This window comes from Nocardiopsis synnemataformans (genome assembly GCF_965343085.1).
Classification (GTDB): Bacteria; Actinomycetota; Actinomycetes; order Streptosporangiales; family Streptosporangiaceae; genus Nocardiopsis; species Nocardiopsis alborubida.
Map to the genome: position 1 here is coordinate 134702 of NZ_CBDRFA010000001.1, position 21035 is coordinate 155736.

15 protein-coding genes are annotated in these 21035 nt (G+C 73.4%); 7 read left to right on the top strand and 8 right to left on the bottom strand.

Translation table 11 applies throughout. The annotated features are described in order from the left end of the window. Window positions 1–80 precede the first annotated feature (80 nt). On the bottom strand, window positions 81–2006 hold the full coding sequence (locus ACSIH6_RS00555) for an AfsR/SARP family transcriptional regulator (RefSeq protein ID WP_435105402.1): 1926 nt from the start codon (window positions 2004–2006) through the stop codon (window positions 81–83). 198 nt (window positions 2007–2204) lie between these two features. Between ACSIH6_RS00555 and ACSIH6_RS00560 the strand changes: the two genes are divergently transcribed. Both ACSIH6_RS00560 and ACSIH6_RS00565 read left to right on the top strand, forming a co-directional pair. Further along, window positions 2205–3191 carry a MurR/RpiR family transcriptional regulator gene (locus ACSIH6_RS00560; RefSeq protein ID WP_435105404.1) on the top strand — a complete coding sequence of 329 codons (987 nt, stop codon included), beginning with the start codon at window positions 2205–2207 and terminating at the stop codon, window positions 3189–3191. 79 nt (window positions 3192–3270) lie between these two features. Next, window positions 3271–4308, top strand: a complete 1038-nt coding sequence (locus ACSIH6_RS00565) for an N-acetylmuramic acid 6-phosphate etherase (RefSeq protein ID WP_435105406.1) — start codon at window positions 3271–3273, stop codon at window positions 4306–4308. Between the two features lie 238 nt (window positions 4309–4546). Here the strand turns inward: ACSIH6_RS00565 and ACSIH6_RS00570 are convergent, their stop codons facing one another. Further along, window positions 4547–6115: a DUF885 family protein gene (locus tag ACSIH6_RS00570; protein WP_435105408.1), complete on the bottom strand. Its 1569-nt coding sequence runs from the start codon at window positions 6113–6115 to the stop codon at window positions 4547–4549. A 168-nt stretch (window positions 6116–6283) separates the two neighbouring features. On the opposite strand from ACSIH6_RS00570, the gene ACSIH6_RS00575 reads away from it, so the two are divergent. Next, window positions 6284–7171 (top strand): SanA/YdcF family protein, encoded by an 888-nt coding sequence (locus tag ACSIH6_RS00575; RefSeq protein WP_435105410.1) that lies wholly within the window; start codon window positions 6284–6286, stop codon window positions 7169–7171. A 113-nt stretch (window positions 7172–7284) separates the two neighbouring features. Here ACSIH6_RS00575 and ACSIH6_RS00580 read toward each other — a convergent pair whose 3' ends face one another. Then, window positions 7285–8718, bottom strand: coding sequence for a hypothetical protein (locus ACSIH6_RS00580; protein WP_435105413.1), 1434 nt, complete (start codon window positions 8716–8718; stop codon window positions 7285–7287). Window positions 8719–9052: 334 nt separating this feature from the next. Here ACSIH6_RS00580 and ACSIH6_RS00585 point away from each other — a divergent pair, with 334 nt between their 5' ends. Then, window positions 9053–10804, top strand: coding sequence for a serine/threonine-protein kinase (locus ACSIH6_RS00585; RefSeq protein WP_435105415.1), 1752 nt, complete (start codon window positions 9053–9055; stop codon window positions 10802–10804). 45 nt (window positions 10805–10849) lie between these two features. Here ACSIH6_RS00585 and ACSIH6_RS00590 read toward each other — a convergent pair whose 3' ends face one another. Together ACSIH6_RS00590 and ACSIH6_RS00595 are read right to left on the bottom strand one after the other, a co-directional pair. After that, window positions 10850–11455, bottom strand: a complete 606-nt coding sequence (locus tag ACSIH6_RS00590) for a SanA/YdcF family protein (RefSeq protein ID WP_435105417.1) — start codon at window positions 11453–11455, stop codon at window positions 10850–10852. Window positions 11456–11673: 218 nt separating this feature from the next. After that, complete coding sequence (locus ACSIH6_RS00595; protein ID WP_435105419.1) at window positions 11674–12282, bottom strand: DUF1707 SHOCT-like domain-containing protein; 609 nt, start codon at window positions 12280–12282, stop codon at window positions 11674–11676. 830 nt (window positions 12283–13112) lie between these two features. Between ACSIH6_RS00595 and ACSIH6_RS00600 the strand changes: the two genes are divergently transcribed. Continuing rightward, complete coding sequence (locus ACSIH6_RS00600) at window positions 13113–14924, top strand: UvrD-helicase domain-containing protein (protein WP_435105421.1); 1812 nt, start codon at window positions 13113–13115, stop codon at window positions 14922–14924. A gap of 60 nt (window positions 14925–14984) precedes the next feature. On the opposite strand, the gene ACSIH6_RS00605 is transcribed toward ACSIH6_RS00600, so the two are convergent. Then, window positions 14985–16301, bottom strand: coding sequence for a DUF6114 domain-containing protein (locus tag ACSIH6_RS00605; RefSeq protein WP_435105423.1), 1317 nt, complete (start codon window positions 16299–16301; stop codon window positions 14985–14987). A gap of 4 nt (window positions 16302–16305) precedes the next feature. Then, entirely contained in the window at window positions 16306–16953 is a 648-nt protein-coding gene (locus ACSIH6_RS00610) for a DUF6230 family protein (RefSeq protein ID WP_435105425.1), read from the bottom strand. A gap of 212 nt (window positions 16954–17165) precedes the next feature. On the opposite strand from ACSIH6_RS00610, the gene ACSIH6_RS00615 reads away from it, so the two are divergent. Beyond that, window positions 17166–19016 carry a GMC oxidoreductase gene (locus tag ACSIH6_RS00615; RefSeq protein ID WP_435105427.1) on the top strand — a complete coding sequence of 617 codons (1851 nt, stop codon included), beginning with the start codon at window positions 17166–17168 and terminating at the stop codon, window positions 19014–19016. 164 nt (window positions 19017–19180) lie between these two features. Here ACSIH6_RS00615 and ACSIH6_RS00620 read toward each other — a convergent pair whose 3' ends face one another. Further along, window positions 19181–20038 carry a MerR family transcriptional regulator gene (locus ACSIH6_RS00620; protein ID WP_435105429.1) on the bottom strand — a complete coding sequence of 286 codons (858 nt, stop codon included), beginning with the start codon at window positions 20036–20038 and terminating at the stop codon, window positions 19181–19183. A gap of 116 nt (window positions 20039–20154) precedes the next feature. Here ACSIH6_RS00620 and ACSIH6_RS00625 point away from each other — a divergent pair, with 116 nt between their 5' ends. Continuing rightward, a complete protein-coding gene (locus ACSIH6_RS00625) occupies window positions 20155–21009 on the top strand; it encodes an SDR family NAD(P)-dependent oxidoreductase (RefSeq protein WP_435105432.1) in 855 nt (284 codons plus the stop codon). Window positions 21010–21035: the final 26 nt, after the last annotated feature.

The following is a 21035-nucleotide window of genomic DNA, read 5'->3' on the forward strand; positions in this document are numbered from 1 at the left end:
TCCTCCCCCGGTCGCACACCTGCGGGGACCACGCCGGGCGACGCGGCGCGTACTCCGTGTCCCCCGCGGGCGGCCACTTCTCACCTGGGTGAAAGCCGAACGTAAGATCCCTGGTCGACACTGGTGTCGGGAGGATGGGGCTCGGCCGGTACTTCCCCGCGGCCGTGTCGCCCCTCCCGGGGCCCGGCACGCAGCACGGCGGCCATCCGGGCCGTGGGCGTGCTCCCGCGTGCCGGGTCCACCCCCTCCAACCGGCGCACCAGTTCCGCGGCGGACCGGTCCGGCCGGGTGTCGTCGAGCCAGACCGCCGCCATGCGCAACGGCAGGGGCAGGTACCCCAGGACGTGGGCGAGGCGGCGCAGCACCGACTCGGCGCGCCGGTCCCGCCCCTCCCGCGCGCGCAGCAGGTCCACCGCCGCGTCCGGGGGGAGCTGTCCCACGGGGAGGGCCCGCAGGCCGTCGCGCACCAGCAGGTCTGTCAGCCAGTAGCGGCTGGTGACGAGGGCCGCGCATCCGGTGCCGCCGGGGAGCAGGGGGCGCACCTGGCGCGCGGAGGCCGCGTTGTCCAGGAGCAGCAGGACGCGCCGGTGCGCCAGCAGCGTACGAAACCTCGCGGCGGCCTCGTCGGCGTCCATGACCTCGGTGCCGCGGGTACCGGTGGACAGGGAGCGCACCAGGCGGCGCAGCACCTCGGCCGGGTCGCGCGGGTGTCCGTCGCCGCCGCGGAGGTCGACGTAGAGCTGCCCGTCGGGGAAGTGCGGCGCGGCCGCGTGGGCCCAGCTCAGGGCGAGGGCGCTGGCTCCGGCGCCCGCGGGGCCGCGCACCAGCGCGCTGCCGGGGGCGGTGCTGGAGGGGTCCACCAGCCGGTCCACCTCGGCCAGGGCCTCGTCGCGCCCCACCAGCACGGAGGGCGCTGCGGGCAGCTCGGCCGGGGCGAGGGCGGCCGACACCCGGTCGGGCGCGTGGACCGGGCCGTCGCCGCGGCCGTCGTGTCCCCCCTCCCCCGCCGGGGCGTCCTGCCCGGCTGCCGGTCCGGTGCGTGGCCCGGTGTCCGGTTCGGCGGCTGGCCCGGTGTCCGGCTCGTCGGCCGGTCCGGAGCGGGTCCCGGCGGCCGGGGAAGGGTGCCGGGATCCGGTGCGCTCCTCGACGGAGGCACGCTGGCGCGGGACGCTGGTGCGCGGAGCGCGGTCGAGGTCGCCGCGCAGGACGCCGTGGAAGGTCTCCTGGAGTTCGCGGCCCGGGTCCGCGCCCAGGTGCTCGGCCAGCGCGTCGCGGGTGCGGGCGTACACGCGCAGGGCCTCGCTGGGCCGCCCGCAGCGGTAGAGGGCGGTCATCTGGACGCGGATGAGGGGTTCGCGCTCGGGGTGGTCGGTGGCGATGGGGCCGATCTGGTCGGCCACCCGCTCGTGGTCGCCCCGGGCCAGGGCGGCGCCGAACCCCTCCTCGGCGACCCGGAGGAGTTCCTCGTTCAGGGGCGGGACGTCGCGCTCGTGCAGGACGGGGCTGACGACGTCGGCCAGGACGGGGCCCCGCCACAGCCCCAGGGCGCTGATGAGCAGGTCGGCGCGGTCGGAGGGGTCGGCGCCCCCGTCGGCGCGGCGAACCAGGGAGCGAAAGCGCAGCAGGTCGCACTGGTCCTCGGTGAGGTCGACCCGGTAGCCGCCGTCGCCGCCCGTGATGAGCGGGGTGCCGCAGTGCTGGTCGAGGACGGCGCGCACGCGGGTGACGTGGACCTGGAGGGCGCTGCGTGCGGACGGGGAGGCCGGAGTCCCCCAGACGCGTTCGATGAGGTGCGCGGTGGGGACGGTGCGCCCGGTGTTGAGCAGGAGTGTGGCCAGCAGGGCACGGCGCTTGTCCCCGCGCAGGCGCAGCGGGACCCCGTCCATCTCGACGCCGAACTGCCCGAGCAGTCCGACGCGCAGCCCGCGGGCGGTGTGTCCGGACGCGCCCTGCCGGGCCTGCCCGGCCGTGTCGTGCCACCGCCTCGCCGAGTCGCCCAGCGACACAGCACCATCCCCCTTGCGGAGCGCGCGTGCGAGCGGGTGAACCTCAGCGCCCCTGGCTCCAGGGTGCCGCCTGAGCTGGGATATCGCAATCACGCACCCCGCACTTGCCGCTGGGGCCGTCCCTTGGAATCCTGGATTCTCCCGCTTTTTCCCCTCACCTCGTTGACTCTTCACCACGACCGAAAGAAACTTTCCTCCATGGCGGAAATTCCGAAGCCTGCGGGCGGCCGGGCGGAGACCGGACACGTCTCCGCGCCGCCCGTTCCCACGACGGTCCTGCGCATCAGGTCGCTCCTCCCCTCCCTCGCACCCGCGGAGCGGCGGGTCGCGCAGCACGTCGTCGACGACCCCGAGCGGGCCGCCGCCTCCTCCATCACCCAGCTCGCCAAGGACTGCGCCACGTCCGAGGCCACCGTGATCCGGTTCTGCCGCACCATCGACTTCAGCGGCTACCGGGAGCTGCGTCTGGCCCTGGCCACCGAGGCCGGCCAGGCGCGGGGCGCCCGCGGGGCGGCTCCGGAGCTGTCCAGCGACATCAACCCCGACGACACCCTCGTCACGGTGGTCCAGAAGATCGCCTACACCGACGCGCGCGCGGTGGAGGAGACCGGCGCCGCCCTGGACGTGGAGGTGCTGCGCACGGTCATCGACACGATGGCGGGCGCGCGGCGCATCGACGTGTACGGGGTGGGCGCGAGCGCGTTCGTCGGCGCCGACCTCCAGCAGAAGCTGCACCGGATCGGACTCACGTCGTTCGCGTGGTCGGACGCGCACGTGATGCTCACCAGCGCGGCGCTGCTGGACGAGCGCGACGTGGCGATCGGCATCTCCCACACCGGGACGACCATAGACACGGTGCAGGCGCTGACGGAGGCGGGGCGGCGCGGCGCCCGGACCGTCGCCGTCACCAACTTCCCCCGCTCGCCGATCGGGTTCGCCGACCACGTGCTGACCACGGCGGCCCGCGAGACCACGTTCCGGTCGGGGGCCACCGCGAGCAGGCTCGCGCAGCTGACCGTGGTGGACTGCCTGTTCGTGGGTCTGGCGCAGAGCCGCTACACCGACAGCCGCACCGCGTTGGAGACGACCTTCGAGGCGGTGCGGGGGCTGCGGATCAACGACGACCGCAGACGTCGCAGGGGCGAGGCCCCCGGCGGCAGGAGCACGGACGAGAACGACGGCTGACCGCAGGCGTCCCGTGCCGCCGCCCGGCTCCGACCGGCGGCGGGACGGGACGATCGACCGAGGGAAAGGAACGGCACCGGTGCGGACCGAACAGGAGAGCGCTGTGCACGACGACGGGCGCGGAACCCGGCCGGAAGGCGGGGACGCCCTTCGGGAGGCCGGCGCCCCGCTGCCCTCCGGGGGGACCGGGGGCGGGGCGGCCGTGATCGTGCGCGCGCCCACGGAGGCCCGCAACTCCGGTACCCACGACATCGACCTGCTCCCGGCGCTGGACGTGCTGCGACAGATCAACGCCGAGGACGTCACGGTCCCCGGCGCGGTGGGCGCGGTCCTGCCGGAACTGGCGCGGGCCGTGGAGCTGGGGGTGGCCGCCCTGGAGAGCGGGGCGGCCATCCACTACTTCGGCGCGGGCACCTCGGGGCGGATCGCCGCCCAGGACGCCGCCGAGCTGCCGCCGACCTACGGCGTGCCCGCCGCGTGGGTGGTGGCCCACCACGCGGGCGGCGGGGAGGCCCTGGCGCGGGCCGTGGAGGGGATCGAGGACGACTGGGATTCGGGTCGGGCCGACGCCGCCGGGATCGCCCCGGGGTCGCTGGTGGTGGGCCTGGCGGCCAGCGGGCGCACCCCGTACGTGGGCGGGGCGCTGGAGGCGGCCCGGGAGCGCTCGGCCGCGACGGTGCTGATCAGCGCGAACCCGCAGGCGCCGTTGGCGCGCGGCGCGGACGTGCACGTGGGCATGGCCACCGGCGCGGAGGTGATCGCCGGATCCACCCGGATGAAGGCGGGCACGGCGCAGAAGCTGGCGCTGAACGCGTTCTCCACCGCGGTGATGGTGCGGATGGGACGGACGTACTCGAACCTGATGGTGGGGGTGGACGCCACCAACGGCAAGCTGCGCGGCCGCGTGGTGACCATCCTGACGCAGGCCACCGGGCTGAGCGAGCGGGTGTGCGCGGAGGCGCTGAACGCGGCGGAGGGCGACACCCGCGTCGCGCTGGTGTCGCTGCTGGCCGACGTGGACGCGGCCGCGGCGGCCCGGGCCCTGGGCGCGGCGCGGGGCCGGGTCCGCCCCGCGCTGGCCGGGCTGGGCCTGCCGGGTCCGGTCGCCCCGGAGTAGGCGGCGGGGCGGTCGGGGGGCGCCGTAGGGGGTGCCCCCTCAGCAAAGTTCAGCCGCCCACCGGTAGAACACGGGCTGGTGGTGCGCCGCAAGGGGGTTGGACCCTCCACAAATCCCAACCACCCGCCCGTAGAGCGCATAGCGGCGGCCCGGGCTCTACGGGTGCGTGGTTGCGCTTCGCGGAGGGTCCCAACCCCCTGGGATGGGCCGCCGGCCTCAACTGTGGTTGTGGCTCGACTCAGCCGCGTTCGAGGGCGGTGCCGATCAGACCGATCGGCGGAGATCCCAGGTCCAGCAGGGCCCGGTGGAAGCGCTCGAGGGTGAACCCGTCGCTCCAGCGCTCGCGCGCACGCTCCCTCAGCCGCAGGATCTCCAGCTTGCCCCAGGTGTAGCGGCCGTAGGTGGGGTCGAAGGTGGCGCGACGCGCCTCGGCCAGGGCCGCGGGCCCCTGGAGCGGCGTGTCCTCGGCGAAGCGGGCGGCCGCCTCCTCCACGGTCATGGTCCCGCTGTGCATGCCGATCGCCACGGACAGGCGGGTGACGCGGATGAGCGCCTCCACCCACACGCCGGTCTCGAAGTGGTCGGCGGTCCAGTCGGGGTCACCCAGGCGTTCGGCGGCGTAGGCGCCGAAGCCCTCGTCCACGCACAGCTCCTCCACGTAGTGCGCCCAACCCTCGGCGAAGGTCATCGAGTGCAGAGCGCGGCGCACCGGCCCGGGCGCCCGGCGCAGGGCGCGGCCGTGGGAGAAGTGCCCGGGCGCCACCTCGTGCACGCTCACGGCGGGCAGGGTGGTGTGGCTGAACATCTCCAGCCACTCGTCGGCCTCCTCCGCGGTCCAGGAGGCGTCGGGCGGGGTGATGAAGTAGAAGGAGGGCGTGTCGGCCTCCCACGGACCCGACCACGCCATCATCGCGGTGGCCCAGCGCTGGGAGGGCGGGGAGACGTCCACGCGGCACTCGCCGTCGTTGTGGGGCGCCAGGCCGCGTTCGGCGGTGAACGCCACGGCCAGTTCCGTCCAGCGGCGGGCGGCGTCCAGGACGCCGTCGGTGTCGGGGTGCTGGCGGGTGAGCTCGCGGACGAACTCCATGGTGTCGCGGCCGGGTGCGAGGCGCCCGGCGGACTCGGCCAGGCGCGTGCGGAGGCGGTCGCGTTCGGCGTCGGCACGGGCGGCCAGGTCCGCGAGGTCGACCTCGACGGCCTCGCCGCTGCCCATGAGGCGGGCGAGCGGCTCGGCGCCGAGCCCGGCGCTGCGGGGCCCCTCCCGCACCGCCTTCTCGACGTGGGCGAGCAGACGCGCGTGCGCGGCGAGGGCCGCGTCGCGCACGTCGGCGGGCAGGTCCTCGGGGAGTCCGTCGGCCACCCCCCGGACGGCGCCGAGAAGGGACTCGGCGAGGGGAGCGGGCAGGCGGTCCAGGGCCGCGATCGCGTTGTCGACCACGCGCGGCCACTCGGCCAGGTGGGCGGTACGGGCGGCGTCGCGCTCGGCCCGGGGCGCGTACGCGCGGTCGTAGCCCGACAGGTCGAGCTCGTTGACGTGGTACAGGGGGTTGGCGCGGTGCAGCTGGAGTTCGCCCAGCTCGTAGCGCAGGGCGTTCTCGAAGGCGGCCAGGTGGGCCTCGTCGTGGGGGTCGTCGAGGGGTTCGCCGCCGAGGACGGACAGGGCGGCCCGGACCCCTTCGGGCGACAGGTCGGCGACCTTGCCGTCGTACTCGTGCATGCCGGAGCCCTCACGCATGTTCCCCGGCCTGAGGTCGGCCAGGCGCCGGAGCCGCGCGGGCAGGTCGTCGTGCTGTGACTGGAAGGACATGCGGTGACTCTAGCCCCGGCGCGGACCGTGCGGACAGCCGGTTCGCGGGCCCGATCCGGGCCGGAAGCCAGGGCCGTGGTCCCAACCCGTCCACGAGCCTGAGCCGAACCGGGCGGATCCGCTGCGCCGTACCGGAACTCCGGAGCGGGGCCGGGCGTCTTCCCAAGCGTGACGATCCCAGATCCCGCCACATCCCAGAGCCCCCCGTCCGACGACGACACCGGCGTCCTCCGCGACCGGCCCTCCCCCGGTTCCGACGGCGCCGGAGGCGGCGCCACTGCTGGTCCCGGCGCCGAGACCACGGGTGACACTGGAGCCATCGACGGCACCGGAACCACCGACACTTCCGGAGGGCCCGAGGGGTCCGGCCGCCGCGGACGCCGGACGTGGGTGAGGCGCCTCGCCGTGCTCGCCGTGCTCGCGATGGTGGCGGGCTGCGTGCCGTTCCTGTGGGTGCTCTCCTCCACCTCCGACCACCGCCACACCGCCGCGTCCGTGCCGGAACGCCCGGTGGCGCTGGTGCTGGGCGCCGGCGTGCGCCCCGACGGGCGGCCCAGCCTGCTGCTGGCCCGACGCCTGGACGCCGCCGCCGACCTCTACTTCGCCGGGAGGGTCGACGTCGTACTGGTGACCGGTGACAACAGCGTCGAGCACTACAACGAGACCGACACGATGCGCGCGTACCTGGTGGACGCCGGGGTTCCCGGAGAGCACATCGTCGGCGACTACGCCGGGTTCTCCACCTGGGACTCGTGCGTGCGTGCCCACGAGGTGTTCGGGGTGCGGGAGGCCACCGTCATCACCCAGGACTTCCACCTGCCCCGCGCCGTGCGGCTGTGCCGTTCGGCGGGCATCGACGCGGTGGGCGTGGCCGACTCCAGCATGGAGGAGCGCGCCTTCGCCACCGTGTACGGGTGGTTCCGGGAGGTCCCGGCGGCGGTGGCGGCACTGGGCTCGGTGGTGCTGCGGCCCGACCCGATGTTCCTGGGCGACTACGAGAGCGGCGTGGACGAGGCCCTGGCGCTGGAGCGCGAACCGGGTTCGACGGACGGCTGAGCCCGCCCCGGCCCCGGAGCCGCACGGGGCGGCCCGGGGTCCGCGGCGGCCGGTCGCGACCGGCCGGTCCGCCGGTGTCGGGAGCCCCGCCGCACCGGTGGACCGGACACGCCCTACCGTCCGCCGCCGAAGAGGCGTCCCAGCAGTCCGCCGGGCTGGGGAGCGGCGGGCTGCTGCGGCTGCGGGGCCGCGGTCTGCTCCGGCTCCGGTTCGGGCTCGGGCTCCGCACCCACGAGCGCGCAGAAGTCCTCGGCGTTGTCCGGCAGCGCCCAGGCGCTCAGGGTCCGCGTGAACTCCTCGTCCTCCCAGGCGGAGGCGGGCAGTTCAGCGATCGTCCAGAGGACCTTGAGGGTCTCCTCGTCGTAGTCGGCCTCGGCGTGCTCCTCGGCGGTGTGGCCCTTGCTCCGGGGGCCGAGCACCAGTTCCAGGCCGACGCCCGTCACGAGGGCACGCGAGTCCTTCTCGCCCTTGATCAGGCCGGGGAGGATGTCCAGGCGCAGGCGGCGGGCGCGGTCGCCCGCGCGGCCCAGCGCCAGGAAGCCCAGGACCTGCGGGGAGTGTCCGCCGCAGTGCGGCCAGGACTCGTTGAACAGGCCCTGGTAGCCCATGGAGGTGCCGCCGCCGCGGCCGACGCGGCGCAGCGCCTCGCGCGGGGTGTTCTCGCCGTGGATGAGCAGCATCGCCACCGAGGCGGCGAAGGAGTTGTACAGGTTCCCGCCCGCCATCTGGTGGGTGAGGCCGACGGAGACGTCGATATCGGTCGGGCTGGCCAGCAGGCCGAGGGCGAACAGTTCCGCGGGGAGCGGGTCGCCGCCGCTGTCCACCACGTTCATCACGTCGCGCAGGCTCGTGGGCGCCTGCGGGGTCGGGCGCAGGTCCTTGGCGAGCAGGACCTGGGAGGCACCGGTGATCTCGGCGGTGACGCGCTCGGCGTCGTCGGGCAGGAAGGCCAGCAGGTAGCTCACCCACTCCCCCGCGCGGTCCATGCCGCCGCGGTTGGCGCCGCCGCTGAGCAGCGCGACCAGGTCGGGAACGCGGGCGCGGACGGCCTCGTAGGTGTCCAGCTCGGCCTGGAGGAGCGCGGCGCCGTCGGGCTGCTCCATCACGGCGAGCCGGTTGCGCATGCGGTGGTGGTGCTGCTCGTCCGGGGCCTCCTCGGCCCAGTCCCGGTACTGCTGGCGGACCTTCTCGGCGTCGTTGGAGGCAGCCCAGGCCACCTCGTCGCGCCACTGGTCCAGGTCGCGGGTCTCGGGGAAGCGGTCCTCGGCGTGCCCGGCCACCAACTCCAGGAGGAGGCTCAGGGGACGCCAGCGGTCGGTGGCCGGGGTGGACTCGGCGCAGGCGAGGTCGACCAGGAAGTCGACCGCCTTGGGCGCGGCGAGGTGTCCGGGCGCGGGGAAGTGGATGATGTCGTGGAGTTCGGAGAGCGCGCTGTCGCTCCCGGCGATCTGGTCGAGGAGCTCGGGGATCCGGGCGCCGCCCTCGGGGGCCAGGGCTGCCCAGTCCACGTTCTCCGCGCCGTCGTGTGGGTCGGTGGTCGCGTTCATAGTGCTGATTATCCCGCCTGAGCCGGTGCGCGCGAATCAGCCTGTGTACAACCGGGATGGTGTGACGGCCCCGGACCCCGAGGCCGAGGGGCGGGCAGCACGAGGCGGAGAAGCCCGGGGACCCCCCTGTTACCACGCTAGGACCGCGCCGCGTTGTGGCGCCAGAGGCGGTCCGCGCCTGTGGACGACCAGAACGGTGCGACGGGCCGCGCCCCGGGGTCGGGCGGCACGGGCCCACGGGGGTGGCCGGTTCCGGCAAGGAACGTCCGCGGGTGCGGGTTTCTTGGGATCATCTGATCCCGACCGAGCCGATCCCCCTCCCGGAAGCGGTGCCATGACCGAACCCCTCCTCGACGGCGACCCCGTCCAGATCGGCCCCTACCGGCTCCACGCGCGCCTGGGCGGCGGCGGCATGGGGCAGGTGTTCCTGGGCCGTTCCCGGGGCGGGCGCACGGTTGCGGTCAAGGTCGTGCGTCCCGAGCTCGCCCAGGACCCCGACTTCCGGCACCGGTTCGCCACCGAGGTGGCTGCCGCGCGGAGGGTGGGCGGGTTCTACACCGCCCAGGTCGTGGACGCCGACACCGACGCGAACCCGCCCTGGTTGGCCACCGCCTACATTCCGGGCCCCTCGCTGCACCAGGCCGTCCGCCGGCACGGTCCGCTGCCGCCCGCGTCGGTGGCGGTGCTCGGGGCGGGTCTCGCCGAGGGTCTGATGGCGGTGCACGCCCGGGACCTGGTGCACCGCGACCTCAAGCCCGACAACGTCATCCTCGCCCAGGACGGGCCTCGGCTGATCGACTTCGGCATCGCACGGGCCATGGACTCACCCACCTACACCGCGGCCCAGCCGGTGATCGGCACCATCGGGTTCATGTCCCCCGAACAGGCTCGGGGCCACGAGGTCGCCCCGCCCAGCGACGTGTTCGCCCTGGGTTGCGTACTGGCCTTCGCCGCCACCGGCCGCAATCCCTTCGGGGAGGGCTCCGTCCACGCGATGATCTACCGCGTGGTGCATGAGGAGCCGGATCTATCCGGGCTGCCCCGATCCCTGGTCGGTCTGGTGGGAGACTGTCTGGTCAAGGCCCCCGACGCCCGCCCCGGTCTGGAGCGGGTGCTGGAGGAGCTGGCCGCCCCCACGCACTCCACGCGGCCCCATGACGATGGGCGGTGGCTGCCCGAGGCCATCACCGAGGTCATCGCGCGACGCACGAGCACGGCCGCGACCCTGGCCGAGACGAAGCGGGAGTCGGTCGCCGACCCGGGCACCTCCCAGGTGGCGCAGTCCCCGAGCCCGCACGCCCCGGGCGGCGGGCGGCCGGAGCAGCGTGGTCTGGTGGTCGCGAACCTCAGCGTCGAGCGGATGGAGGTCCTGGTGGACGGCTCCGTCCTGGGTGAGGTCGCGCCGGGCCACAGCGACACCTTTCCCCTGGCAGCGGGTGAGAACGCCGTCCAGGTGCGGGCCGCCGGGCGCACCAGCGCGGTGCGCGGCGTCCGTCTGCGAGCCGGGACCACCTCCAGGATGGCTTTCGACGTCCCCCGCGACGGCTCCGTGCCCGAACCGGTCCAGCGGGTGACCTTCGACGGCGGCAGAGGATGGAGCGCGGTCCCACCGGCCCTGGGCGTGGCGTTCATGGGGGCGTGCGTCGTCGTACTCGTCCTACTGGTGCCGCTCGAGCTGGCCGGACAGCTCACCGAGCCGGGATGGTCACCGCCGCTGGTGTGGACCGTCCTCCTGTCCTCGGCGGCCGGTCTGGGCCTCGGCGCCCGGGCCTGGTCCGGGGCCCGCCCCGCCGTCCGCCTCACCCTGGACTCACAGGGTGTGGTTTTCCTCCTGCACGACACCGAGCGGAAGACGGTCAGGTGGGACGACATCGAGCGGATCAGCGTGGTCGGGGACGGACCCGACGCCGACATCGTCCTCTGGCCTGGCAGGGACGGCCTCGGGCTGCGGGGAAGAGGTGTCCGGGGCGGCATCGCCGTGTACCGGGCCAGGCACGTCGGAGCGGGCGCTCCCCGGGACCTGCGGCGGCTGAGGGCGGCGCTGCGCTGGTTCGCCGGCGGTTCCTACGTCGAGCGGTCGCGGTGACGTCCGCGCTTTCGGTGACGGTGACCCTGTCCGGGCGGGAACCCGCTAGAACTCGGCTCGGGCGGGTGCCGGGCGCAGTACGGCGTCGCGCAGGGCCTTCACCGCGGCTGCGACCTCGCGGGCGTAGCCGATCACGGTGGAGCGGCGGCGGGCGCCCATGCTGGAGTCGCCCACCCCGACGGCGTCGATCCCCGCGGCGCGGGCGAGGGCGACCGTGCGGGGCAGGTGGAAGGACTGGGTGACCATGGTGGCCTCGCGCACGCCGAACAGGTCGCGCACCCTCACGCAGGTGTCCCAGGTGCGGTAGCCGTGGCGGTCGGCGTCGATCCGGTCGGCGGGCACGCCCTGTCCGACCAGGTACGCGGTCATGGTGTCGGTCTCGCGGCGGGACACCTCGCGGTTGTCGCCGGAGACGATGATCCGCTCGACCCGGCCGTTCTCGTACAGGCGCACGGCCAGGTCCAGGCGGCGGGCCAGCAGCGGTGAGGGGCCCTCGTCCCAGGCGGCGGCACCCAGGACCACGGCCACGGGCCGGTGCGGGACGGTGTCGACCTCACCACGGCACCCGGCGCTGCCCAGGAAGGTCCAGGCGTAGGGAGCCAGTGCCAGGGCGCACGCGCCCGCTCCGACCACCGCGATCCACAAGCCCACCCTGTCGCCCCTTCCGTCGTCACCCATCATGGCGCACCGGCGGAGCGCGGGTATCCGAACGAAGGCACACGGACCCGCGCGAGGAACAAGAAACGGGGACGCGTCGGAACTCTCGTGCCCGGTCTGCCTTCCCGGGGCACCCGGAACCGGCCCCGGCCCCCGGCCGAAACCGGCAACCGGCTCGTGGAGCCGTACCGCGACCGCGCAGGGCTCCGGACTCAGCTCCCGGTGCCCGCCCGACCACCCCAGGAGAAGGGCCGCTTGTACCGGATCGTCAGGGAGCCGCCCTGGCAGGAACCGGTGACGACGAAGTGCGGGGCGGACGCCCGGCGAAGGGAGTCGACGCTGTTGCGCAGCATGCCGAGCCAGGAGGAGTCCGCCTCCACATCGGCGGTGGCGCCCTCGGGCAGGATCACGTCGCACGCGCCCCAGGAGGCGTCGATGTGGACCTCGACGACGGCACTGGTCAGGGAGGCCTCACGGAAGTCGAGTCGGGTGGAGCCGTACTTGTTGTACACCTCGACGCGGCGCGGCACCTGCCACGCGCCCTTGCGGACGACGACGCTGCCCTGGGAGCGGATGACGAGGGTGTCGCCGCCGTCGCGGCGCTCCGGGAGAGCGCCCTCCACCGGCACCGGAAGGGGGCCCGGCAGCGCCTCGGCGCCCGTCGGCAGGTCGTCGGTGACCGGTTCGAGGTCGGCGTAGGTCTTGGCCGCGTAGACGGCGTTGAGCCGTTCGTCGAGTTCGTCGAGGGTGATGCGCCCCTGCGCCGCCGCCTCCCGTAGGACCTCCATCACCTGGTCCCTCTCGGCGTCAGAGATCCGCATCCGGCTCATGTCATTGGAGGCCACTGTCTCTCGCCCGGTCCTTTCCCGCTCTTTTTGTCACCACCACGGTAGAGCATGGGTGACGGTCCTCTCCATGGGCGGGAACGGCCGCGGGGCCGTGTCCGGCACACGCTCCCCGTTCGCTCCAGGTTCGCGGCCCCGCGCGCTTTGGGGAGGTCGGGGACTGGGTACCGCTTCTCTAGGGTGGTTGAGGACTCTGCCGGGGTAGGACGGACCCCGGCAGAGTCCTGAACCACATGTGGTTCCTGGTCTCTCCCTGGTACACGATCTCGCGTCGGCGCGCGTCTGCACAGCGCGTGTCCGCAACCGGCCACACCGCGAACCGCTCCCCCGCCGTACGGGCTCGGCGCGCCTCCTCCGCCCTTCCGGTTTTCGGTCCTGCCCTCTCCGTGCGTTCAGGGCACCCTCATCCTCCCCGCCAACCCCATGCGGAACAGGCACTCTGCCGGTGTCCCCCCACGCCGTTCACCGTATTTCGGTCAGATACATAACCCCCATTCCGGACACTGAGTTCGACCGGAGAACCGCAGGTCACGGGGAGTCCTCCCGACCGCTCCGAAAAACCTTCGCGCACCTCTCGAACACAGCTCCGCAAACGCCCCTCTGAGCTGGAAAAACACGAGACGCCCAACTCCTCCGGAACCTGACGGCAAACGCACCGGGAGCGGCGTTTGCCGGAATTCCGCGGCGAGCATCATTCCTTTGGGAGCCGCGGCCGCACAGGCCGTTCTCCCAGGCCAGACCATCCGCTCCGACCTCCCCGAGCACCACAGACACCACCTTGGTCGAAGACCGGAGGAAACCACGACGTGTCCGCCCTCGCGATCGCCCCGACGTTTCTCAGCGACTTCACCCGCCTCACGCCCGACGTCCAGCTCAACACCCTGGCCGTGATGCGCGCCTGCCAGGTCGGCGACGAGCCCGACCTGGAGTCCGTCGCGGGCGCCGCCGACCCGGGCGTCCGGGTCGTCAGCATCGCCCCCGACTGGTCCGGCGTCGTCGTCCCCGACGCCGCGGGTCACGGCCGGACCGGCGACGGCCGCCTCGCCGACGGCACGCACTACCGCCTGCTCACCGTGCGCCCGCGCGACGAAGCCCTGCGCTTCGCGCGCGACCTGCGCCCCGAGGCGCCGGCCGGGATCGACCCCGCTGAGGCCGATCCCACGCCCAGCGGTCCGCCCGAGCTCGCCGGAGCCCTGAGGGCTCCCTTCGACCAGTGGCAGCTGACCCTGCACCCCGACCAGCACCGGATCACCGAGGCGCACTACAACGGGTCCACGCAGGTCACCGGCGGCCCGGGGACCGGCAAGACCGTGATCGCGCTGCACCGCGCCGCCTACCTGGCCGAGCGCGACGCCGCCGCCCGGCCCGAGGACACCCGCGAGTCGGTGCTCCTGACCACCTACAACCGGGCGCTGGCGCAGTCCCTGGCCGAGCGGCTGGACCAGCTCCTGCCCGACCCCGGCGTGCGCGCCCGGGTGCGCGTGGCCACCATCGACAGCCTCGCTCGCTCGGTCGTGCAGGCCCACACCAGCATGGCGCCCCGCCTGATGGGCAAGGACGAGCTGGCCCGGCGCTGGCGCGCGGTGGCGGTGGCCGACGGCCTGCCCTTCTCCGGCCGCTTCCTGGTGGACGAGTGGGAGCAGGTCATCCTCGCCAAGGGCCTGGAGCTGCTGCCCGACTACATCCGCTGCGAGCGCAGCGGGCGGGTGCAGCACCTGGCCCCCGAGCACCGCCGCCAGGTGTGGGAGACCGTGCGGCGCTACGTCGGCGCCATGCGGGTGGAGGGGATGTGGTCCTACCCCCAGCTGGCCGCCGAGGCCGCGCGGATCCTGGACCGCGGTGAGCCGCTGTTCCGGCACGCCGTGGTCGACGAGGCCCAGGACCTGCACCCGACGCAGTGGCGGATGCTGCGCGCAGCCGTCCCGGAGGGACCGGACGACCTGTTCATCGTCGGCGACCCGCACCAGCGGGTGTCCGACAACCGGGTGTCGCTGGCCTCGCTCGGCATCAACGTGCGCGGGCGCGGTCAGCGGCTGCGGGTGAGCTACCGGGTGACCCAGGAGATCCTGGACTGGAGCATGCCGATCCTGGACCGCCGTTCGGCCCTGGGCATGGACGACAACGCCGACACCCTGGCCGGATACCGCTCGCTGCTGCGCGGTCCGGCGCCGGTGGTGCGCGGCTGCGAGGACCGCGCCGAGGAGCTCACCGCGCTGGGCGACTGGGTGCGGGTGTGGCTGGAGGCCGGGGTCAACCCGGCGGAGATCGCGGTGGCCGGGCGCAACCAGTGGATCGTGCGCGGCATCGCCAAGGAGCTGGAGGCCAGGGGCATCCCCACCGCCCAGCTGGAGGACAGCGGCTCCGCCGAGGCGGTGCGCGTGGGAACGATGCACCGGCTCAAGGGCCAGGAGTTCCGCTGCGTGGCGCTGATCGGCGTCAGCGACCACCTGCTGCCGCCCAAGGCCGCGATCGAGGCCGCCGACGGCGACCAGGTGGCGCTGGAGCACGCTTTCCAACAGGAACGGACGCTGCTGTTCGTGGCCTGCACCCGGGCCCGTGACGCGCTGTACGTGTCGCACGTGGGCCAGGCCAGCCGTCTGATCGACTCCGGTCTGTGACAGCGGGAGGGCGGGGGCGTCGCGGTGGCGGCGCCCCCGCCCTCCCGTGCGGCGGTGGGGTCAGGCGCCGCCGTAGCGGCCGTTGAGGTTCGGGATGTTCATGACGTCGGTGCTGGCCAGCGGGTTGTCCACGTCCACGTCGGTGACGATCATGTACGGCAGCAGCAGCGGGGGCGGGAAGTCCGGTGTGAAGGTGAGCGGGATCCCCAGGATGCGCACGTGCATGCGGGTGATGTGCATCTGGACGGATCCGTCCATGGTCATGGTGGGCAGGCCCAGGCTCATCCGGGTCCCGGCGTCCTCGAACCACAGTTCGGCGTCGACGAAGTCGGCCCGGCTCATGGTCAGCCGGATGTACCTCCGGGGGCCGTCGAGGGTGGGGCACTCCACCACGCCGTCGTAGCGTGCGCCGCTCATCGTCAGCCGGTCGGCGGTCAGGCCGGAGGTGCGGACCGAGCCGCTGAAGCAGTCGTGGGACCCCTCCACCGGAACCTCGGGGAGCTCCCCCTCCTCCTGGGCGGCCTGGCAGGCGCGGACGGCGTCCAGGAACTCCTCCTCGGACCCTGCCAGGGCGGACTCACCGGCGCCCATCTCGCACTCGTCCGGATTCGCTTCCTGGTCCTCCTCGCTCTCCTCCGGCTCCTCCCCGGTCTCCTCGTCCTCGGGCTGCTCGTCCGCACCGTCCCCTTCGTCCGCACCGGGTTCGGTCTCCGGTGGGGTGGGCCGGTCGGTGGGACTCGCCGAGGGTTCGTCGGAGGGCGAGGACGAGGGCTCGTCGGCGGGCTGTTCCTCCTCGTCGTCCGGGGGCAGGAACCAGTCCCAGGGCCAGTCGGCGGGCGCGGCGGCGCTGACCAGGGTCACGGCCAGCGCCAGGGGCAGGGCGAGTGCGGCCAGCGGCCGGGGGTCGCGGACGGCCTCGTCGGGCGTTCCGGGACCGGTGACGTCGGCGTCCGCGGCCCGTCGGCGTCCCCGACCCCGCCTCGGGCGACGGTTCACGTGGGGCGCCCACGCGAAGACGAGGGAGCCGCCGACGATGCCGAGCAGCATCCCGATGACGAAGCCGCCGAAGTTGGAGGTCACGAAGGACACCAGGGCGAGCATGAGCCCGACCACCCCGAAGAAGAGGTGCTGCGCGGTCTGGAACCAGCTCAGCACCCCCAGGGTGATCAGCAGCACCGCGATGAGCGGGCCCGACACACCGGCGATGCCGGTGTAGGCGATCAGGTCGATGGGCAGGATCAGGCTCTGCGCGGCCGGCGCGACCAGCAGCTCGACTCCGGCGATGACGAGGAGGAGTCCGCCCCAGAACGGACGGCCGCGCCGCCAGTTCCGGAAGCGCTCCCGGCCCCCGCGGAGCAGGGTCAGTGCGTGGGCCATGGGATCAGAAGCACTCGTGCTCGCCGGGCCTGACGGCCAGGCTCAGACCGGACAGCTTCAGGGATCCGGAGGTGACCGCCCAGGTGGTCAGCTCCATGTCGGAGACGGTGATGTTCTCGGACTGGAGGCCGAAGCCGCCCGCCGGTCCCTGGCCGCCCTCGGCCCTGTCCAGCGTGCTGGCGTCCCGGCCGATCTCGATGGAGCCGAACTCGGCGTCGCCCTGGAGCTGCTCGATGTCGAGGACGAGGTTGGTGCCCTCGACGGGGGTGGACTCACCCGCGGTGATGACGAGGGTGGCCTGGCCTATGGGCAGATCCCACAGGGAGGACATGCACAGGTTGGTCAGCTCGGCGGAGCCGACCGAGGACAGGCCGACCGGGCGGGAGGAGCCGTCGACGGAGGTGGCGGCGTCGCCGTACTGGGTGAAGCCGGTGCCCACGAGCTGGTCGGCGGACATCTTGAAACTGTCCCCGGACACCGCGAAGGAGGCGGCGAGCAGGCCCTGGGTGGTCATTCCCCCGAGGACCGCGGCGGCCGCGAGCCCGGGGACGGCCACGAGGGCGAACCTGCGCCAGCGCGTTCCGCCGCTGGCTTCGTGCTGCTCAGGCGCGCCCTGAGGCGCCTCGGACGCCTCGCCGGAAGCCTTGGGCATGAGTACCTCCAGTGTTCCGCCGCCCGTGGGCGGCGAGGGGGACGAACTTGCGCCGAGGCACGCCACGCGTGTTACATGGCACACACCCTACTCGGCGGTAGTGACGAACATTACAATAGTTGTTGTCACATTTCTAGATGGCGCATTCAATATCGCGGACTCGTATCCGGCGCACTACGGGCAACCGCACATGACCTGGAGAGAGACCAGCCGTGCCCTCAGAGCGCAGAACAGACCCCGCCGTCACCAGCACCGCCTCCCCGACCGATGACCGCTTCGACTACGACGTCCTCATCGTGGGCTCGGGTTTCGGCGGTTCGGTGAGCGCCCTGCGCCTCACCGAGAAGGGCTACCGCGTCGGCGTCCTGGAGGCGGGACGCCGCTTCACCCCCCAGACGCTGCCCTCCTCGTCGTGGGACGTCCGCAACTTCCTGTGGGCACCTCAGCTCGGCATGTACGGCATCCAGCGCATCCACCTGCTGCGCGACGTGATGATCCTGGCGGGCGCCGGTGTCGGCGGCGGTTCCCTCAACTACGCCAACACGCTCTACCACCCGCTGGACCCGTTCTTCGAGGACCCGCAGTGGCGGCACATCACCGACTGGAAGTCGGAGCTGGCGCCGTTCTACGACCAGGCCCGCCGCATGCTCGGCGTGCGCACCAACCCCACCGTCACCCCCTCCGACGTGCACCTGAAGGCGGTCGCCGAGGACATGGGCGTGGGGCACACCTTCCGCCTCACCCCGGTGGGCGTGTGCTTCGGCGACGGTCAGGACGGCGACGGCAGCCGGGCCCGACCCGGCGCGTCCGTGGGAGACCCCTACTTCGGCGGCGCGGGCCCCGACCGGCGGGCCTGCACGGAGTGCGGGGAGTGCATGACCGGCTGCCGCCACGGCGCCAAGAACACCCTGACCGAGAACTACCTGTACTTCGCCGAGCGCGACGGCGCCGAGGTGCACCCGCTGACCACCGTCGAGCGCCTGCGCGAGCTGCCGGACGGGGGCTTCGCCGCCGACACCCTCAGGACCGACGCGCCCCGGAGACGGTCGAACGCCCGCACGTTCACCGCACGCCAGGTCGTCGTGGCCGCCGGGACCTACAACACCCAGACGCTGCTGCACCGCATGCGCGACTCGGGCGCGCTGCCCCGCCTGTCGGCGAAGCTGGGCACGCTCACCCGCACCAACTCCGAGGCGCTCGTCGGCGCGATGAGCCGCCAGGTGCCACCGCAGGAGGACCTGACCCAGGGCGTGGCCATCACGTCCTCGTTCCACCCGGACGAGAACACCCACGTCGAACCGGTCCGCTACGGCAAGGGCTCCAACGCGATGGGGCTGCTCACCGCGATACAGGTGCCCGGCGGCGGGCGGATCCCGCGCTGGCTACGGTTCCTGGGGCTGGCGGCGCGCCACCCGACGGTGTTCGCCCGCAGCTTCTCCAACCGCCGCTGGTCGGAGCGGACCATCATCGGCCTGGTGATGCAGTCGCTGGACAACTCGCTGACGACGTCGGTCCGGCGGGGACTGCTGGGCAGAAGGAAGAAGCTGACCTCCCGGCAGGGCCACGGCGAGCCGAACCCGACGTGGATCCCGGCGGGGCAGGAGACGGCCACCCGGCTGGCCGAGCGCATCGACGGATTTCCGGGAGGCACGTGGGGCGACGTGTTCAACGTCCCGATGACCGCACACTTCCTGGGCGGCTGCCCGATCGGCGACAGCGCGGAGACCGGGGTCATCGACCCGTACCACCGGTTGTACGGCCACCCGGGCGTCCACGTGGTGGACGGCTCGGCGGTCACCGCGAACCTGGGGGTGAACCCGTCGCTGACCATCACCGCGCAGGCCGAGCGCGCGATGTCGATGTGGCCGAACAGGGGCGAGGAGGACACCCGGCCGGAGCAGGGCGAGCGGTACCGGCGGGTCAGGCCGGTGTTCCCGGTATCCCCGGCGGTCCCGGCCGGTGCCTTCGCCGAACTGCGGTTCACCGCCTCGCTCCCGCTGTCGGTGGTGGACTCCGACTCACCGAGAGGGGACGCCGCCCCAGCGCGAGAAGCCCGCCCGTAAAGCGCACAGCGGCGCCCCGCCCCAGGGGGTGACCCTCTCCAGGCGACCTCAACCAAGCACCCGTAGAGCGTGGGATGAGGCTGGAGACAGCGGGGTTGACGTAGAGCGGACCGGCGTCAGCAACCACGCACCCGTAGAGCCCGGGCTGACGCCGGCGGACCCCCTCAGGCGGAGCCCGCCAGCCCCCCGGCCGCCCCGCCGCGCTCCCCGCCGCCACCCTCCCCACCCGCACCGTTCCTCCCCGCGCCACCCCTTCCACCCACGCCCTCCTTGCCCGGGCCCTCCTTCTCCAGGTACTCCATCGCCAGGGCGAAGTGCTCCCCCATGACGTTGGTGAGGTTCTCCGCCATCGCCTGCGCCAGGACCGCGTCCACGGCCTGCTGCGCGAGCGGGCGCACCCGGCGGATCAGCTCGGCCATTTCGGCGGTCTCCTCGCTCCGCACCACCGTGCCGGGCGCGTACTCGGCGATGATGTGGTCCGCGACCAGGCGGACCATGTGCTCGGCGACGTGGCCGACCTTGTCGCGCAGGTTCTCGGCTATGTCGAGCACCGAGTCCACGGTCATGCCCAGCTTCACCAGCTCCACCCCGGCGTGCAGCAGCCGCGGGCTGGGCACCCGGAAGCGCAGTCCGTCGCGTTCGAGCACGCCCAGGTCCAGGGAGCGCTTCACCGTGCGGGGCGTGACGCCGTGGCCGAAGAGTGTGCGCAGGTCGCCCATGGTCAGGTAGCCGGCGATCTCGTCACTCCAGGCGTCCCCTATCGCCGACTCGAAGCCCAGGATGTCGGAGAGGTCGCCGCCGCGCTCCCAGACCCGAAACATCTCGCCGATATTGGCGAAGGTGTAGCCGCGCCGGAGCAGTTGGCCGATCAGCCGCAGACGCGCCAGGTGCGCCTCGGAGTAGATGCCCACGCGACCCTCCCTGCGGGGAGGGGCGAGCAGGCCGCGGTCCTGGTACACCCGGACGTTGCGCACCGTCGTGTCGGCGAGCCGGGCGAGTTCGTCAATGCGGTATTCGGCCATGGGTCCAGCCTAGAGACAACCGCGAACCCTACTCGTCAGTAAATTCCCGGCTCCACCCCATTGCATTGTGACAATGCCCGTTGTAACGTTCCGGCAGGAACTGTGGAGGAGATCACATGACGACCCCCCCGCCGCGTCACCTGCGACGGCTGCCCGGCCAGAACGCCCTCGTCACCGGAGCCTCCGGCGCGTTCGGCAGCGCCACGGTGGCCGTCCTCCGCCACCTCGGCGTGAACGTGGTCGGCATCGACCGCAAGCCCGCCCCCGGAGTCGTCGGCTGCGACATCACCGACGACGACCAGGTGCGCGAGGGTGTCGCCGAGGCCCTGGACCGGCTCGACGGACGCCTGGACCTGCTGATCCACTACGCGGGTGTCGGACCGGCCGTGGACATCGGCCAGGCCCCGGACGTCCACGTGCACCAGGCGCTGGAGGTCAACCTGCTGGGCACCTGGCGGGTCACCGCCGCCGCGATGCCCGCGCTGCTGCGCAGCAGGGGCCGCGTCGTCGTCACCGCCTCGCTCCTGGCGAACCTGTCGCTGCCCTTCGCCGGGGCCTACACGGTGTCCAAGAGGGCGCTGACCGCCTACGCCGACTGCCTGCGCGCCGAGTACGGCTCGCACATCGGCGTCACCACCGTCCACCCCGGCTACGTCGACACCCCGATCCACAACAGCTCCCGGGCCACCGGGGTCGCGCTCGACGGCCTCGTCCCCGCCGAGAGCGAGCGCGACACCGTCATGGCGGTGGTCCGCGCGGCCGGGGCCAGGTACGCCCGCCGCGACACGGCCTCCACCGCGCTCGGCACCGCCGGACTCCACCTGTTCCGGCACTTCCCCGGCACCACCGAACAGATCGTGTCGCTCCAGGTGGGCCTGCTCCTGTCGGACGGCGCCTTCGGCGACGCGGAGATCGCCCGGGGGCTCCACTCTCGGCACGCCAACCCCCTGGTCCGGTCGGACGCGTCCTGAGGAGGAACACACAGATGACCACACGG